General features: G+C 46.9%; 12 protein-coding genes. 9 read left to right on the forward strand and 3 right to left on the reverse strand.

From position 1 onward, the window contains the following. Window positions 1-24 precede the first annotated feature (24 nt). The gene (locus tag B7990_RS05825) at window positions 25-1,263 is read right to left on the reverse strand and encodes a hypothetical protein (protein ID WP_088640086.1); all 1,239 of its coding nucleotides are present in this window, start codon (window positions 1,261-1,263) and stop codon (window positions 25-27) included. Between the two features lies 1 nt (window position 1,264). Further along, window positions 1,265-4,504, reverse strand: coding sequence for a triacylglycerol lipase (locus tag B7990_RS05830; protein ID WP_141099223.1), 3,240 nt, complete (start codon window positions 4,502-4,504; stop codon window positions 1,265-1,267). A gap of 776 nt (window positions 4,505-5,280) precedes the next feature. On the opposite strand from B7990_RS05830, the gene B7990_RS05835 reads away from it, so the two are divergent. The 4 genes from B7990_RS05835 to B7990_RS05850 all read left to right on the forward strand — a co-directional run bounded on the left by B7990_RS05835 (window position 5,281) and on the right by B7990_RS05850 (window position 10,634). Further along, complete coding sequence (locus B7990_RS05835) at window positions 5,281-7,665, forward strand: ATP-binding cassette domain-containing protein (protein ID WP_088640088.1); 2,385 nt, start codon at window positions 5,281-5,283, stop codon at window positions 7,663-7,665. Window positions 7,666-7,689: 24 nt separating this feature from the next. After that, a complete protein-coding gene (locus B7990_RS05840; RefSeq protein ID WP_088640089.1) occupies window positions 7,690-8,949 on the forward strand; it encodes a glycoside hydrolase family 18 protein in 1,260 nt (419 codons plus the stop codon). 74 nt (window positions 8,950-9,023) lie between these two features. After that, window positions 9,024-9,440 (forward strand): Fur family transcriptional regulator, encoded by a 417-nt coding sequence (locus B7990_RS05845; protein WP_085490729.1) that lies wholly within the window; start codon window positions 9,024-9,026, stop codon window positions 9,438-9,440. Between the two features lie 36 nt (window positions 9,441-9,476). Further along, entirely contained in the window at window positions 9,477-10,634 is a 1,158-nt protein-coding gene (locus tag B7990_RS05850) for a GTP-binding protein (RefSeq protein WP_088640090.1), read from the forward strand. 74 nt (window positions 10,635-10,708) lie between these two features. Here the strand turns inward: B7990_RS05850 and B7990_RS05855 are convergent, their stop codons facing one another. Continuing rightward, window positions 10,709-12,124, reverse strand: coding sequence for a glycosyl hydrolase 53 family protein (locus B7990_RS05855; RefSeq protein ID WP_088640091.1), 1,416 nt, complete (start codon window positions 12,122-12,124; stop codon window positions 10,709-10,711). Between the two features lie 131 nt (window positions 12,125-12,255). Here B7990_RS05855 and B7990_RS05860 point away from each other — a divergent pair, with 131 nt between their 5' ends. The 5 genes from B7990_RS05860 (at window position 12,256) to gatA (ending at window position 17,543) form a co-directional block, all read left to right on the forward strand. Continuing rightward, window positions 12,256-13,617, forward strand: coding sequence for a hypothetical protein (locus B7990_RS05860; protein ID WP_088640092.1), 1,362 nt, complete (start codon window positions 12,256-12,258; stop codon window positions 13,615-13,617). A 120-nt stretch (window positions 13,618-13,737) separates the two neighbouring features. Then, a complete protein-coding gene (gene ung / locus B7990_RS05865; RefSeq protein ID WP_014547073.1) occupies window positions 13,738-14,415 on the forward strand; it encodes a uracil-DNA glycosylase in 678 nt (225 codons plus the stop codon). 172 nt (window positions 14,416-14,587) lie between these two features. Then, window positions 14,588-15,727 carry a cation diffusion facilitator family transporter gene (locus tag B7990_RS05870; protein ID WP_088640093.1) on the forward strand — a complete coding sequence of 380 codons (1,140 nt, stop codon included), beginning with the start codon at window positions 14,588-14,590 and terminating at the stop codon, window positions 15,725-15,727. A 71-nt stretch (window positions 15,728-15,798) separates the two neighbouring features. Then, complete coding sequence (locus B7990_RS05875; protein WP_072826975.1) at window positions 15,799-16,125, forward strand: DUF4321 domain-containing protein; 327 nt, start codon at window positions 15,799-15,801, stop codon at window positions 16,123-16,125. After that, on the forward strand, window positions 16,125-17,543 hold the full coding sequence (gatA, locus tag B7990_RS05880) for an Asp-tRNA(Asn)/Glu-tRNA(Gln) amidotransferase subunit GatA (protein WP_088640094.1): 1,419 nt from the start codon (window positions 16,125-16,127) through the stop codon (window positions 17,541-17,543). Before B7990_RS05875 ends, gatA begins: the two co-directional genes overlap by 1 nt. Window positions 17,544-17,575 lie beyond the last annotated feature (32 nt).

Genomic DNA, 17,575 nt, shown 5'->3' on the forward strand with positions numbered 1-17,575 from the left:
CTGAGCAAGAACGTTCAAATTATTTCAGAAGAAATCCTTTTCGTTAGCGATAATGCGGTCTAGATTTTTCAATGGGATTTTATATAAACCTTTGTAGGTTGCTGCGTAGAGCATACCGTCTATCACATCACCTCCATATATAAGTGATGTCGGAATATGCTTCCCATTGTTGATTTCGCCGACAATCTTTCTCCATCCTTTAGGAATATTACCATAGGGTTCTCCGTAATCACCCATATATACCTTAGGATAGGATCGATCACCAAAAGTGAATAAGTGCACTCCATCAGACACAAGTGCGTGTTTAGCATGTATTGAATTGATGTTAATTATATAGTCCAATGAATCTTTCTCATATTTTTTATCATAAAAGGACAGAAAAAGACTATCTATTGAAACCCAATTATTATTGGAATGATCCCATTCATATACTAAGTGACTCCATTCATTGGCGATAACCAATTTGTTTTTATGAATAAGGATGTCCATAATAGGGTTTGCAACAGTATTTTTTGTATAATGAACTTTAGGAGGAAAGGGTAACAATTTCCACGTTCTAGATCCTGATTCGAGTTCAAAAACGCCGTCTAGAGTTGCTGCATAGAATTTTCCATTCCATTCAACACCCTTATGAAATTGCAAGGGGATAATATCTGCATCATAAGTGTCATAATGAATAGGAGGTGTTTCCAAATCTATCCATGAGTCTCCATTCTGCAATCTCAGAATAGATTTGACTTCTTTTGTGACTGTATCCTTGAATCCAGCCAGGCAAACAATCAGGTTGTTTTCAAACTTGGCAATTCCATAGACTCCATATTCTATGCCGTCAGAAGAATCGAGAACATTTATCTTTATCCACTCTTTACTATCCGGCAAATATTTCAACACATCACCCGTTGTTGTTCCAATATAGAATGCTGTTGAGTCTGAGTAAAGCGTATGCACAAAGCCTTTCGAAGGCACAGAAAGAGTATCCCAGTGATTCCCATTTACGGTAGATATAAAAAGACGTGGTGCATGCACAAGATATCCGGGTTTTCCTTCTGCAGGGATACTCCAGGCGTCTTCAACCATAATCCAAGATCTTGAATGCAACACCTTTTGCAGACCGCTGCCTCTTGTGTTGAGAGTTTCCATGTCAGGGGTAAAAACATTTACCCATCTATCTTGCGGAGTTTCTGTAGGTCCTGGATTCACACCCGGATCAGAGCAGGCGACAAAGAAAATGAAAATAAATATAAGGTAAATAAGATTTTTCATACTAGTATCTCCAAGTGTAAAGAGGTGTCAACAAGCTCGGTTCATCAAAAGACTTACAACGATCAACCGTAGGCACATTACCGAAAATAACATTATCTTCAGCATCAAGCAAAGCCATACCGCAAACAGTCTTGTCAAAAGTACTCCAATCCTTCAGATGAACGCCAACATCGCCCTCATTTACGGATTCACCTGGGTATAGAATGAACTTTTTGAAGCTCAATGCCAGTTCCCATATATTTTCACCCACATTTGCAAGTGAGGGAACAGAATTCGGTGTGTACCAATCATCTGTGGGAATATAAAGTTCCTTACCTTCGGGTACACGGAACCAAATCTTTGCCTTATAGTTCTGGAGAGATACAGAACCCGTATTCTTGATGGTGACTGCTGGTTTTAAATAATTCTTTTCATGAGGTGCTGAATCATGCCATGTCATGGTTGCTGTAACTTTAGGGATTATTCCTTCATCAACACTCTTATAAGCACTAGGTTCTATGCCCCAAATGATATTATCGTTTAGGTCATAAACAACAATCTTTGAGTTTTTGGCTGGGATTCCATAATTATGGTCTGCTGACCAATCATTAACAAACTTATAGTTTGTCCAGTCTTCATAATGGATACGAATCTGCCAACCGTCAACATTAGGAAGAACGCTATCAGCAGCAAGGACCTGATTACTCGCATCAAGAACGAATCTCCATTGATCCCCTCCAAGGTTTTCCAAAGATACAGGAATCTTGGGATAGTCCACCTCGACAACAGGCTTGCGTGCAGGATCAGCCGTAAAATAATATGCAACTTTAAAACCGACAATATCCTTTTTACTGTCATTTACAACAAGAATTCTAGGACGAGAGGTATTCTTTTCATGTTGTGCTCGTGCCTCACGATGGTACACCGTCACAGGACTATTTTTTGTAACTCTATCGATGGGAGAAACAGGGGGAGTCTGTGTAGAGGGATTTGCAGCAGTACCTTTAGCCATTACTACACTGGGAGCAACTTCACCTGCCCCAACAACAACTGCAAAAGTCGTCGTTGCGGACAAATTCGAAAGCAAATAGTCTTTTTCAAATTTTTTGCCCGACTGGTTTGCAAAAGTGACATGAAGAACTTGATCAACACGTTTAATAGAAGGGCTTGTAGCTATAGAACCATCAAATAATGTTTCTTGATGTTCAATTCCGTTTTCATCCGTATAACGAACTACAGATCCTGTACCAGGAATATAGCTTGCAGTAAGAGAATAGTTTGCATCGCTAACCTTGATTTCATGGGTTCCTTGGTTCAAGAAAATCGGAGCTACATCAAAGTCCCCTACAAAATCAACCGTTCCCATATTGAGGTAAATAATTTTCGAGGCATCATTATGTGCAACGTCGTCACAATGCTGATCTAATGCACATACAATATCAAGTCCCTGCATCGTAGCTCCCGCAATGTTGATATTCAGTTCGTCTGAGCTAAAGGGACCATGAAGAATATCTTCCCAAGGAGCCATTGCGTCATGGAAAACAAATCGTCTAGGATCAGTAAAAGCCGGGATGTTTTTTGGAGAAAGACCTTTACTGGGATCAACAAATTTTTGGCTAAATTCCGTTACAAGAGCATCTCCTTTGCCAAACCAGGTGTCTTGAATATCTACAAGGCTTTTCCACAATTCAGAATTTACAGTTTTTATAGAAGCTTTATTAACGTCAAAGTCATCCTCCTTACTCATTTTTACAACAACATCATTAAAATATTTACCAATAACAAAGCACCCACTTGCATCGTCATCATAATCTTCGCACAATTTTTCTGCAGTATAAGAAACAGAACCTAGTAATGAAGAGAGAACTTGTGTTGATTTCGGAGAATAAAGTGGTAGCATATTAACCAGTTCTCCATTTGGTTTCTCTGGATAAGGAGGTTTTCCATTCATCACCATGTTAAGGTTTTCTACAAAAGTACCTCCGGGATCTAGATGAAGCCCGTTATGGCGAGAATAATAAAGATCTTCTGCAACTGGTTCGAGCTTATCAATTACTATGGTTTTAGCATTAGGATCATCATGCGGACCTTCAAGAGACACTGTTGCAACATATTTACCTATATAAGGTCCCTTAATCGTTAAATAACTTTTATCAAAAAGATAAATAAATGTCCCTCCAAACCAGCCAAGCACGTTACATGCGTTAATACCATTAATGGAAAAATTTTTACAATAATATTTATTATGATTTTTTGCATCTTCTGTTGCAGCTGAAATATATTCTAGCCAGTCTATGTCTAATTCTGCTTTAACAAGTTCATGTTCTGGAGGATTTGCTGTTTTAGAAGCATCTAAATCTTTAACAATCTTTTTCAAACCAGAAAATTCTTCTGAAATATCATCAGGATTTTCCGTAGCCAATTCTGAACCAAAATGAGGAGTATCTACGGTAATAACTTTACGGACATGATTTGCTGCATTTGCTGTTCCTGTACCATCTTCCCCTGGGTCTATTTTCAAACCACGAAACATTTCTCTAATAGTAAGGCCGCCTTGACTATGTCCAATCAAGTCGATATAAGTTTTTTCATTAGTCGTCCAGTCAATATCCTTTGATCCATAAAAATCATTCAGAACCTCTTTAATTCTTTCGTATAATCTCTTGGATTGGGATGGTGTTGCATCCCAAGAGGGCCTTGCTTCTATCCAATTTCCGTCCTTATCATATTCACCAGGCGTTTGGTAGAAATAAATACCGTTTTTATTGATTGCATCACCGGTATTAGGAATATTGTATGTTCTTGCAAGAATATCTGGTGCAGATCCGTTTTCATAGGATTTTACAAGAGCTTTCATGAATTCTGGCTGCGCTTTTTTTTCGCATCCATCGCATGGCTTTGGTGCATTTGATTTTACACCCCATATTTCATAATCACTATTTAAACCATGTACAAACAAAACTGGATGAGTAAGAGTCTTTCCTGGTTCACCGGTATAGGTCCACGCAGGAAATTCAACTTGTCTTTCATTCCATGCCGTAATCAAGTCCTTTATGGGCACAACATTTTTTCCACGTACCTCGGCTTCAGGAAAAGACGTAAAGGCATTCGTTGTATAATTATATGTGTTAATATCTAGAATATGAGGAGCCATATTATGACCGTTTTCATCGCCGCAATCCTCACAGTCCCAAAGTTGTGTTCTCCATTTAAAAACACCTTTGTACGTAATCTTGTTTCCACAAGTTATAGTATAACCCATAGTATAATGAGCAGTCCAATGTCTGTGTATTTTAAAAATGGGCTTCACACCTATAAAGGTAAAATCAGTGTAAAACACCTCTTTATTTTTAAGTTGTCCGACTAAAGATTCTACGTGGAAAACACCTTCTTTAAAATTATCTCCTGTTGCATTAACGATGTCTCAACAATAACCGTGTGGACGGTAATTATTTTCATCGTATGCGACAATTAAATCCTCAGTAGCCTTTACGCCCGGTCTTATAACTTTTTCTATCCAAGTTGGGTTATCCGCATTACCGGAACCCGGCAATATCTCTGCCACGGCAGAATCCCATTCTTTTAAATCATCCGCCGCGCTTAACCCAGCAAGAATTAGTAACGCGGAGACAACAGTCCTAAGCAGTTTTTTTTCAAAACCAAATTATGCATTCTAATACACTCCTAAAAATCAGCCCGTTAAAACGGGCTAGAATAACATAAATATAGAAACATTCTTTTATGATGTCAACATATTATTATAAATAAATTTTATTATTTTCAAATAAAATTGATATTAACATTATATAAATTATTTCACAAATAAAATATTTAAAACAAACAAATCAAAAGCACAACTAAAATAAAAAAAGCTACATCAATCATAGAATTCAAATAAAAAAAATATAAGGCAGCAAAAAAAAAGACAACCTTTACTCCCACCCCACTCCTAAGAATGACATCTATTATGCAATCTAAAACCCAATCGTTAAAGGTAATTACTTATACACCGAAGCAATATTAATTATCTTTTAATCGATGCTTGATTACATTTCGATTCGCGGTTGCAGACTTCATAATTTAAAGAATGTCAACGCCCAGTTTCCGCTGGGGAAAATTACGGTTGTATGCGGACCGTCGGGTTGCGGAAAATCAACACTCGTGATGGACACGCTCCATGGCGAAAGCAAGCGACGTTATCTCGAGACGCTCTCGCCTTTTGCAGCGGACTTGCTCGGTGGCAAGCGAAGCATTCCGCTTGACAGCGCCGAAGGACTCCCGGCTAGTTTGGCGATTGCCGCCACACGCGGAGAAGCGCCCGCAAAAGCATCTGCACTTTCGATTGCCGAATGCGACAATGCATTGCGTACATTGTTTGCAACGTTTGCGAAGCCATCTTGCCCGATTTGCGGCGCTCCGATGGTGAGTCAAAGTCGCGAAGAGATCATTCGCGAAATTGCGGGAATGCCAATAGGGACAAAACTACAGTTTTTGGCGAAAATCGAGTTAAATGAAAGTCGCACGACGCTCGACAAGCTATCGGCGGTGTTTTTGGCACAAGGTTTTACACGTGCCATTGCCGATGGCACCATGTATTCGCTTGCAGACTTGCTCCCTGGCGAAAAAGTCTTGACGCCCAAAGAATTTTTCATCATCGTCGATAGAATCATCGTCCGCGAAAACACGCGTACGCGAATCGCAGAAGCCGTTGACGGAACATTAAAGCTGACGCATTCCGCAATAACGCTTGACATTGCAGGTGAACGCAAGTTCTACAGCACAAAGCCGTGCTGCCCGAACGCAGGCGACGAGCAGCATCAAAAAAGCGACGTACAAGAGGCTATCGCAAGCCTGGATGCACGGGCATTCTCGCCCTACAACCGCGCAAGCGTCTGTGAATACTGCGAGGGCACGGGACTTCTGGAATCTTCGGAAAGCGACGAGAACGAAAACACAGAATGCCCGCATTGCCAAGGACTCCGCCTCAAGAAAACATACTTGAATGCCTCTGTTGACGATGTCAGTTACAAGCAAATTCTCACAACGGAATTTGCAGAATTGCCAGAACTTTTGCACCAAATTTTTGACAATAAAGTCGGTCAAAATCTAAAGGCGACTTTCAATTCGCTCCTCGACCGCATTGAAGCTATCAACGATTTGGGAATTGGTTACCTCACGCCAGGGCGCGCGGGGCAAACGCTTTCGGGCGGCGAATTGCAAAGACTCAAGCTCGCAAGCCTCAGCACAGGGCACTTGAACGGACTTTTGATAGCGCTTGACGAACCCGCCAGCGGTCTCCACGCTAGCGATGTCACAGCACTTTGGAAAGTCCTCGAGAAAATCCGCAAGCGCGGTAACACGCTCGTACTCATCGAGCACAATCCGCAAATTATCAGCCGCGCGGACTACATCATCGAAATGGGTCCTGGCGCAGGCGAAAAGGGCGGCGAGATTTTATTCCAAGGCGCTCGCGACGAAGTACTTGAAAATCCGGGATCGCCCACGGGGAAGTGGCTCAATGAATTAGGAATTAGGAAGTCGGAATTTGGAATTAAAGGAGATTCCCGCTCGAAGGATGACACGGCAATCCTCGTCGAGAACTTCGCGAAGTTTGACATGGCGCCAGTCAACGCAGCCTTCCCCATCAACAAATTCAGCGTGATTACCGGCCAAAGCGGCAGCGGAAAATCGACACTCCTTTTCGAAAACATTGCCAAACGCGCGAAAGCAGAAGAATTCAAAAAACTCGGCATCGACGCTCTTTCGATTCTCACGACTGGCGATTTCCACGGAAGCAAGCGCAGCACGGTCTTGAGCGCCATCGGGCTTGCCACACTATTACGCGACTTGTTCGCCAAACTTCCCGAAAGCAAAGTGCGCGGCTACACCGCCTCCAAATTCAGCATGCACACCCCCGGCGGTCGCTGCGAAAATTGCAAAGGCGAAGGAGTCATCTACGATCCGCTCGGCTACGAAGAATCCGAATGCCCCGTTTGCCTCGGCAAGCGCTTCCGCGATGAAGTCTTGGAAATCCGATTCAAGTCGCTTTCCATAGCCGACATCTTGGACATGGAAATCGGTAGTGCATACAAGCTCTTCACGAACATGAAACCGTTCGCCGAAAAACTGAAACCGCTCGTAGACACTGGCCTTGACTATCTGAAGCTCGGGCAAACAACAGCGCACCTTTCCGGTGGCGAACGCGCACGACTCCGCCTTTCCATCACGCTCGCACGAGCTAAAGCACCGAACACGCTATTTCTCTTTGACGAACCTGCCCGAGGTCTCCACCAAAAGGACATCCAGCAGTTGCTCAGCCTCATTCACGGGCTTTGCAATGCAGGCCACACCGTCATTGCCATAGAACACGCCCAAGACTTCGTCGACGCCGCGGATTATGTGGTGGAACTGAAGAGAGGCTAGGAGTCGTTAATTAGGAGTTTAAAGATGAAGAATAGAATTTCACATGCATTTGTAGCGTTCATCGCTAGTTCTCTTTTCACTCTCGCCGGTATTAGTTCCGCATGGGCCGCCCCGCTATTTATCGGTTATTACCCCGATTGGGGCAAATGGCACAAGCCCGCCTACACTGTAGATAAAGTTCCGTACAACAAATTAACGCATGTGCTGTGGAGTTTCATTACACCAAACACGGATGGTTCATTGCGCGGAGATGCCGCAGAAGACCCAAGCGCACTCGATGAAATGGTAACACTCGCCCATGCAGCCGGTACAAAAGTCATCGTCTCGCTCGGCGGTGGCGGACAAAGCGAAAATTTCGTACCCGTCGCATCGAACGACGCGCTCCGTCAAAAATTTGTCGCAAGCCTCGTCAAATACGTCGCCGACCACAATCTCGACGGACTCGACATGGACTGGGAATGGGAATACAATCCCGTTCCCGAAGCAGATACTATCGCCTACAGCAAATTGCTCACAGAGCTTCGCGAAGCTCTCCCCAAGGACAAAAGTCTCTCCGCAGCACTCCCCTGCTCCCCCTATTACGGCAAGTATTTCACGCCCGAAGTTCTCGTGAAAAACTTGGACTGGCTCGGATTCATGACCTACGATATGACCGGCGACTGGGATGACAAAGCCATGTTTGATTCGCCACTATACCCGCATGACGGATACACCACATGGTCGTGGCAAGAAACATTCGAGTACTGGAGCAAACGCGGAGTTCCCGCCGAAAAGATGGTCTTCGGAATTCCATCATTTGGCTTTGAATTCAAGGGCGCCACAGGCCCGGGCACCGACTTTACCAAAGGTACCGCCAAGCAGGTACCGTACAAGGACATTGTTGCAAACAAAGAATGGAAATTCAATTTCGATAGCGTTTCCGTAGAACCCTACGGCGTATCTTCAAATGGATACGTGACCTTCGAAGACCCGCATTCTTCCGCCGTAAAATCGCGATGGGTCAAGGAGAAAGGCTACGCAGGCATCATGGTCTGGGAAGTTTCGCACGACTACATCGAAGGCGTCGGGAATCCGATTCTCGACAGTATCGCTATTGTATTGCGCGAAGAAACTACAGGAATCCGCGACATTCACAAGAAGCGCGCGGCAAGTTCTGCTCGGCATAACACTTCACAAATGCCAAATGCACAAATCAAGCGCGTGGATGCGCTCGGGAAAAGCGTACAAAACGCAGGCCGAGAAAGCCATTTGAAGAACAAGTTTATTTTTAGAGTAGAACCGTAAATATTCCTTTCCCCTTGCCAAATATCTTTTACTTTAGTATAATTTGATAACGATTATCAAATTTCGAGATAAGCATGGGCATTATTAAATACAAAACCAAACAGCAAGAACTACTCCTATCTTGCTTTAAAGCGATGCAGGGCCGCCATTTTACCGCAGAAGATGTGTCGGCTTATTTCCAGAAGCAGAACATTTCTATCGGCATTGCGACAATCTATCGCCAGATTGAAAAATTTGTAGCAATGGGCGTTGTTCAAAAGTATTTCCTTGGCGAACAGAACGCCGCCTGCTTCCAATACATGGGCGAAGAATGCCACAAAGAAGTTTCGCATTTTCACCTGAAGTGCGAAAAATGCGGCACGCTCATCCATCTCGAATGTCACGATCTTGAACAGCTGAGTTCGCACCTGATGGCAGAACATGGTTTTGCACTTGATCCATTCCGCACTGTTTTTTACGGACTTTGTGAGAACTGCCGCCTAGCGAGCTAACAACTTAATTACATAATTTTTTAACAAAGGATTCTTATGAAAAAGAATAAGAAACCGGTGGTACTCATCACCGGGTATTTGGGGTCGGGTAAAACCACGCTTTTGAACAATCTTCTCAAGCAAGAAAAGAGAAAAGTCGCCCTTATCGTGAACGATATGGGAAGCATCAACGTCGATGCTGAAATTTTGAAAAAGAACGGTTCAAACGTCACCGAATGTCCGATGTTCGAACTGCAAAACGGCTGCATCTGCTGTACGCTGCGCGATGAGTTCATCCAGCAGATTGAAAAAATTTCCAACCTCGATTCCATTGAAGTCGTGTTTGTCGAAGCCTCCGGCATCAGCGACCCGGGCGCAGTCAGCGCAAGTTTCCTCGCTTACGAAGAAGACAATCCAAATACGAACGTCTACTTGACTTCTATCGTCACGGTTGTCGATGGCGACAGAATTTACCGCGAATTCCTTAGCGAATTGAAGCAGAAAAAAGAAAAAAGAGATTCTCTCGCCGAAAAATACGATTTAAGCGATGAAGAAATTTCGACACTGATTGTAGACCAGATTGAATTCTGCAATTTCATCATTTTGAACAAGTGTGATTTACTCAGCGCAGACCAGCTCAAGGAAGTAGAATCCATCGTTCGTGATTTCCAGCCTCGCGCTCCGATTATCCATTCCGTCAACGGCGACATCGACATCGAAAAAATCATGACGACAAAGCCGTTCAACTACGATCAAATAGATTCCTCTTCAGCTATCCAGAAGGCAACAGCGACATTAACCCAGCCAGGCCGCAAGAACAACGGTTGTGTAGACGAATACGGGATTACATCTTTCGTTTTCGAGGCAAGACAACCGTTCAACAGAGACCGCTTTATGGAATTTGTCAACAACAGATACCCATCACAGCTTATCCGTTCCAAAGGATACATCTGGTTCTCGGATGCTAGCAAGGACGTGCAGCTTTTCGAACAGGCTGGTCGCAACTCGTCTGTGATGCCAGTTTCTTACTGGATCGACGCTTTGCGCGAAGACGTCAAGCAATCGTACCTCGCCGACAATCCTGAAATAAAGGAAAACTGGGATTCCCGTTTTGGCGACCGCGAAAACCAAGTCGTGTTTATCGGAAAAGGCTACAACAAAGACGATATCATTGTCGAGCTTGAAAAATGCCTTGACGAAAGAGCTTTTGCTTAAACATAATACAGAATATTTGCATAACCGCAAAAAACGAGCTGAAATCACAGGGGCCTCAAGGCCCCTTTTACGTTTTAGAAAAATTCCTTGAACGCATCCTTGTTGGCGTAAAGATCTTTACCGCGCCAGTCAAAAAGGCCCGGCCCCCACGCGCCACCGATTGTCGGTTCCCAGAAGAACGAGCCAATCCAGCGGTTCATCTCGCGAACAAATTCACGAGTCTTTTGGCGAGATTTGTCGAAATTGTAGTGGTTGTCAGAATCACCACCGTTGTATTCCGCAACGATAAATTCCAACTTAGAATACTTTGTCGTAATCGTATTGAACAAATTCTTCCACTTATCGGGAGTGCCGTCGCCGTATGCGGTATAAGCGGAGAAGCCCATCACGTCGGCGGGGATTTTATAGTCGTCAAAGATGACGCCCATCCACCAATTTACGGTTTCTTCTTTGCGGATGCGTTCAATGTGAAGCACCGTTTTCGTTGATGGCGAAACTTCTTTGACGGCCTTGATGCCCGCATTGAAATACTTGGCGGCATTTGCCTTGCCTGCGGCGGTTCCCATATCGCCATTAACTGAAGTTGCAGCCTTATCGACGCCATTTCCCCAGCAGTCTGTATTGTTATTTGGCTTATGAATCAAGATGCCAGGCGTTGTTTCGTTGCCTATCTGCACCATGTCAGGCGTTGCGCCCGCATTCTTAAGAGCAAGCATCAAATCCTTGGTGTACGCATACACGGAATCCGCCATCGCATTGGCATTATTCACACCACGCCAGCGTTCGGGAATAATCTGCTTGCCCGGATCTGCCCAGACGTCGCTGTAATGGATATCCACGAGAAGGCCCATACCAGCCGCTCTGACTTTCTTGGCAAACGCAACAACATGGTCCTTGTCTCCATACGCTTCGGAATCGTGACCGCAACCGCTCGCCGCATAGCCGTACTTTGCCTTGGGCGAAACAAACGTGCGCAAGCGAATGGAATTGAATCCGTGATTTTTCAGGATTGTGAAGATGTCGCTTTCCTTGCCATCGACATCGTAAAACTTCGTATTATTTCGTTCGTACTCCTGGACTTCGGAAATGTCGGCACCATTATAAAAGTCAATTTTTATGGGTTGAGCGGAAGATGAACTAGGTGTTTCCGAAGAACTGATCGCTTGCGATGACGAGGATTCTTCCACCGAAGACTGAGCTTCAGACGAGGAGGAACTCTGCAACGTTTCAGACGACGTCGGTTCTACCGCAGACGATGTCGCAATGGATGAAGATGATTCTGCTTCAGGTTCGGAAAGGCTCGACGAGAAGCCACCAACATCTTGGCTAGAAGACGATAAATTTTCTAAGGACGATGACGAAGATTCTTGCACAGACGAAGAACTCAAAGCAAAAACAGGCGACGAGGCAGGATCGTCACCGCACCCCAGCATAAACAGCGTCAACGAAGCACTAAACACACACACTGCAAGATTTTTCAAAGACTTCATACCAACCCAATCCTTTCTAGAAGGCGATTCCCGTTCAGAGACGGGAATGACATACTTAAAAAATACATCTTAATCGCAAATCCTCAAAATTTTAAATTGTAAAATTCCTGCATAAAAATTAAATTTCTAGCATGTTCAACGCGGATTTAATTACTTCGGCTAAAGTTCAGGATTTCATCAAGCTTGCAACCAAGAAAAAATTGGATGCATTGCAAGTTTCAACGCAACTTGCCAAGGAATTCAGCAACGAAGAACGAGCCGCCATTATGGATTATATGGCGCTCGTGCCGAAATTCCGCGAAAAATTCGGAATCGAGAGTACCGCGTTTCTCCTTTGCGACAAACTAGCGCTGGAACAGAGCACCGCGCAAGATATCGGGCGCTGGAAAGCATCGCTTTGGGAAAGCGCTCGCCAAGCGAACAAGAACAGTAGCGAAAGCGCCCCCGTCGTACACGACCTTTGCTGCGGCATGGGAGGCGATTCGTTCTACTTGCCCAATGATTTTTTAGCCATTGGCGTAGACCTTGACGAAAACCGACTTGCGATGTACCGCTACAACAGTTGCGTAATGCGAGGAGTCTCGCCAGAATCCAGCCTTGCGCACACCATACTCGGGGATGTCCGCGAAGTTGCCAAAGAAAACGATTCCGAATGTGCGACGCTCGCCCGCCTCAAAGCCGACTATTTCACGATTGACCCCGCCCGCCGCGCGATTGAAGGCGAGAACCAGCGTGACCTGCGCAACCTCACGCCCACATTCGAAGAAGTCATCGAAATTTCGAAGCACTACAAAGGCGGCATGGCAAAAATTCCGCCCGGATACCCCATTTGCGAAATTCCCCGCGGCACAGAAATCCTGTACATCGGCTCCCGCACGGACTGCCGAGAATGTTTGGTGCTGTTCGGCGAACTCGCCCAGAATCCCGACCACGTACGCGCTGTGATGGTCGACAAAACGGGGAACGAAATCGCCGATTGGACGTTTATCCGCGACGAAAAGCGCGAAGCCCGCAACGAGAGCGAACAATCGCAATACGACCACAACTATGAGCTCGAAGGCCGCGACCGCATTTACCGCACATCGAGCAGCGAATCCGACTTGCCTCTTGGTGGGATTTCCAAGTTCATCGCGGAACCCGCGCCGGTGTTGCTCCGCAGCCACCTCTTTGGCGTTGTCGCCCTCGCCCACGACGAAACGACGCACCTGATTTCGCCGGGTATCGCTTACGTGACGAGCGAAAAGCCGCTCCCCGCCCCCGCCTTTGCTAACTACGAGATTTTGGAATCGTCCGAGATTTCGACAGGCGCCATCCGCGCCATGCTCAAATCACACGACATCGGAAAGCTCACGCTCAAACTCCGAGGCGTCAAAGTCGACCCCGATCAAGAAATCAAGCGCCTAAAGCCCAAAGGCAAAAACAGCGCAACGCTATTCTACACACGCCTCGACGGCGAGAAAATCGCGATACTTACGAGGAGGAGTGAGCTATGAGTACGCTCGTATACACTCGCTTTGAGGTCGGTCGCCTACGGCTCCCTCTGGGCATAACAATCGCGCCTACGGCGCCATACTTAAACCCCATACCCCATTACCTCACAACCCCATAGCCCTATGTCCGTTAAACTTGAAGAATCTTGGCTAAAACTGCTCGCCGACCAGTTCGAACAGCCATATTTTAAGCAAATCAAGGCAAAACTTTTGCAGGAACACGCGGAACATCACGTGGTGTATCCCCCCGGACCGCAGATTTTTGCAGCCCTCGACTATTGCCCCGTCGATAAAGTCAAGGCAGTCATCATCGGACAAGACCCGTACCACAATCCGGGCCAGGCTCACGGGCTTTGCTTTTCCGTGCCGTTCGGAATCGAGCCACCGCCCTCCCTCATCAACATTTTCCAAGAACTCCACGATGACCTCGGCATCACACCTCCGCCTCACGGAAACTTGGAAGGTTGGGCCCATCAGGGAATTTTGCTTTTAAACGCCTCGCTCACGGTGCGCGCCCACATGGCTGCCAGCCACGCAGGCATTGGCTGGCAGCAGTTCACGGACACGATCATCCAACGACTTTCGCAAGTCCGCGAGAACCTAGTCTTTTTGCTCTGGGGCAGTTTCGCCATCAAAAAGCAGGTGCTCATCGCACCCAATCGCGGCCACCTGATTCTCACCGCTCCGCACCCGAGTCCGCTCTCGGCATACCGCGGATTCTTCGGCTGCAAGCACTTTAGCAAGGCAAACGCTTACCTTGTCAGCAAGGGGCTTGAACCCATCGACTGGAGCATTAAATAAAGTAGGAAGTAGACAGTAGGCTGTAGGAAGTGATTAGTGGTTAGTAAACAGTGGTTGGTGGTTTGGTTCGGTAGTCTCGCCGACCTTGTGTCATCCTGAGCGATGTGTAACGGAGTCGAAGGATCCAGTGAATTTAGACGAGTAAATAAAAAATATAGAAGGGAGAATATATATGTCCAAAACGGAAACACTCAACAACATTGATAAAGAAGAAAACCGCAATAAGGTCATCGTCAAAACTAGCGTTGTCGGGATTGTCACCAACGTCATTCTCGCGAGCGTCAAGGCGGTTATCGGCCTCATGGCTAATTCCATCGCCGTCGTTCTCGATGCCGTGAACAACCTCTCGGACGCACTCTCGTCCATCATCACGATTGTCGGCAACAAGCTCTCGCGAAAATTGCCCAACGAAAAGCACCCGCTCGGTTACGGTCGCATTGAATACCTGACCGCCATGGTCATCGCCTCCATTGTGATTTACGCGGGCATCACCTCTTGTGTGGAATCCATCAAAAAAATCATCCACCCCGAAGAAGCCGACTACTCCACCGTTTCGCTTGTCATCATCGCCATAGCCGTGGTCGTGAAAGTCGTCCTCGGGCGTTACGTGAAATCGCAAGGCGAACGCGTGAATTCCGGTTCGCTCATCGCATCCGGCTCCGATGCTCTCTTTGACGCCATCCTCTCCCTTTCCGTTCTCGCCTCGGCACTCATCTTCATTTTCACGGGACTCTCGCTCGAAGCTTACGTTGGCGTTCTTATTTCCATCTTCATCGTCAAAGCAGGCTTTGAAATGTTGAAGGATACCGTCAGCGACTTGCTCGGCAAGAAAAATGATAACGAACTCACCAAGCAAATCAAGAGCCTCATCCGCAGCGAAGAAGGCGTCCACGGCGCATACGACCTCGTCATTAACGATTACGGTCCTGAAAAGAAACTCGCCTCCGTGCACGTAGAACTCCCCGACACAATGACTGTTGCCGACCTGGATTCTCTCACGCGCAAAATTGAAAAGAAGGTCTACAGCGAAACAGGCGTCATCCTCACCGCTATCGGCGTTTACTCTTACAACACCCAAAACGACGAATCCGCCAAAATCCGCGACACGATTTTAGACAAAGTCAAGTCACACGATTGGGCGCTCCAGATGCACGGTTTTTATGTGGATATCGAAGCCAAAGAAATGCGCTTTGACGTGGTCATTAAATTCGGCGTGAACGCCCAGGAAGCTCTCGAAACCATCAAGAGCGAAGCGGCCCAACTCTACCCCGATTACAAGATTCAAGTTTCACCCGATATCGATTTGGGTTAATATTCAAATTTTACTGGATCCTTCACCCATAAAGGGTTCAGGATGACTTTGCAAAATACTATATTTGCGGCATGACTCACAAGAACTCATTGGCACGTGTCGTCCTCTTCATCTTTGTCGGCCTTATTTTAGGCGGCATCATGAGCGAAGCTCTCGGAGCTTTATTCGGCGAACTCGGAGTCCTCTTGAACGCTGGTGGATACGATAACAGTGTTCACCACATTTTTACAGCGGCAGCCGATTACAGTATCGGTTTTTCTGGCGATACACCGCAGCCCGTTGTTATTGATTTGTACCTTGTCAAATTTGCACTTGGATTCGGCATCAAAGTGAACTTTTTAAGTGCTATTGGCATGTTCATCGCCCTTTACATTATGAAATGGTCCGGAGAAAGATAATGCAGACTATTCAGGAACTTCAAGCTCAACTTGCTAACGGCAGCACCACTGCCGAAAAGCTTGCACAGGCTTCCCTCGAAAAAATTGAATCTACAAAGAATTTAAACGCCTATATCTCGGTGCTGAACGACCGCGCTCTCGAACGCGCTAAGGAAAGCGACAAGCGCCGCGCCGAAGGCAAGTCTCTGGGCGCCCTCGATGGCATCCCGGTCGCCGTGAAGGACAACATGTGCTTGACCGGCACACGCACCACGGCCGCCTCCAAGATTCTCGACAACTTTGTTGCTCCGTACACTGCAACGGCACTCGAAAAGCTCGAAGCCGCAGGCGCCATCATCGTCGGCAAGACGAACATGGACGAATTCGCCATGGGTTCCAGCAACGAAACCTCTTACTACGGCCCGGTCAAGAATCCGCTCGATGAATCCCGCGTTCCGGGTGGTTCCTCGGGTGGTTCCGCAGTCGCCGTCGCCTCTGGCACGGTTCCCTGCGCTCTCGGTTCCGACACGGGTGGATCTATCCGCCAGCCGGCTGCCTGCACAGGTGTTGTCGGTTTGAAGCCGACCTACGGCCGCGTTTCCCGTTACGGCCTCCTCGCTTACGCAAGCTCTCTTGACCAGATTGGTCCGTTCGGTGCAACCGTTCGTGACTGTGCCACGCTCCTCGGCGCCATCTGCGGCATTGACCCGCACGACAACACCACGAGCACTCGCCCGACCGAAGACTTTACCGCAAAGCTCGGCACCGGCGTTAAGGGCAAAGTCATCGGCGTTCCGAAGGAATACTTTGGCGAAGGCCTCGATGCTGAATGCAAGGCAGCCATCGAAAACATGCTCAAGAAGATGGAAGCCGAAGGCGCCACAATCAAGGAAGTGAGCCTCCCGCACATCAGCTACGCTGTGTCCAGCTACTACATCATTGCAACGGCAGAAGCAAGCTCCAACCTCAGCCGCTACGACGGCGTGCGTTACGGCTACCGCAGCGCTGAAGCTCGTAAGCTCTTCGACCTTTACGCCAAGTCCCGCAGTGAAGGTTTCGGCAAGGAAGTGCAGCGCCGCATCCTCCTCGGAAGCTACGTCCTCTCCGCTGGTTTCTATGACGCTTACTACGTGCAGGCTCAGAAGGTCCGCCGCCTCATCACGGACGACTTCACCGAAGCATTCAAGACTTGCGACGTGATTGCAAGCCCAACGATGCCGGGTCTCCCGCTCAAGTGCGGCATGAACGAATCCGACCCGATGGCAGTTTACCTCTCCGACATCTATACCGTTAGCTTGAACCTCGCCGGTCTCCCGGGCGTGAGCGTTCCGTGCGGTATGGCAGGCGGACTCCCGGTTGGCCTCCAGTGGATTGGCAAGCCGTTCCAGGAAGCGGACTTGCTCGCCGTCGCTGAAGCAACGGAAAAGTTGAACAAGTAAAAAAATCGCGGCTTTAAAAGCCGCGACTCTCG

The sequence above is a fragment of the Fibrobacter sp. UWB4 genome, assembly GCF_002210345.1.
Lineage (GTDB): Bacteria > Fibrobacterota > Fibrobacteria > Fibrobacterales > Fibrobacteraceae > Fibrobacter.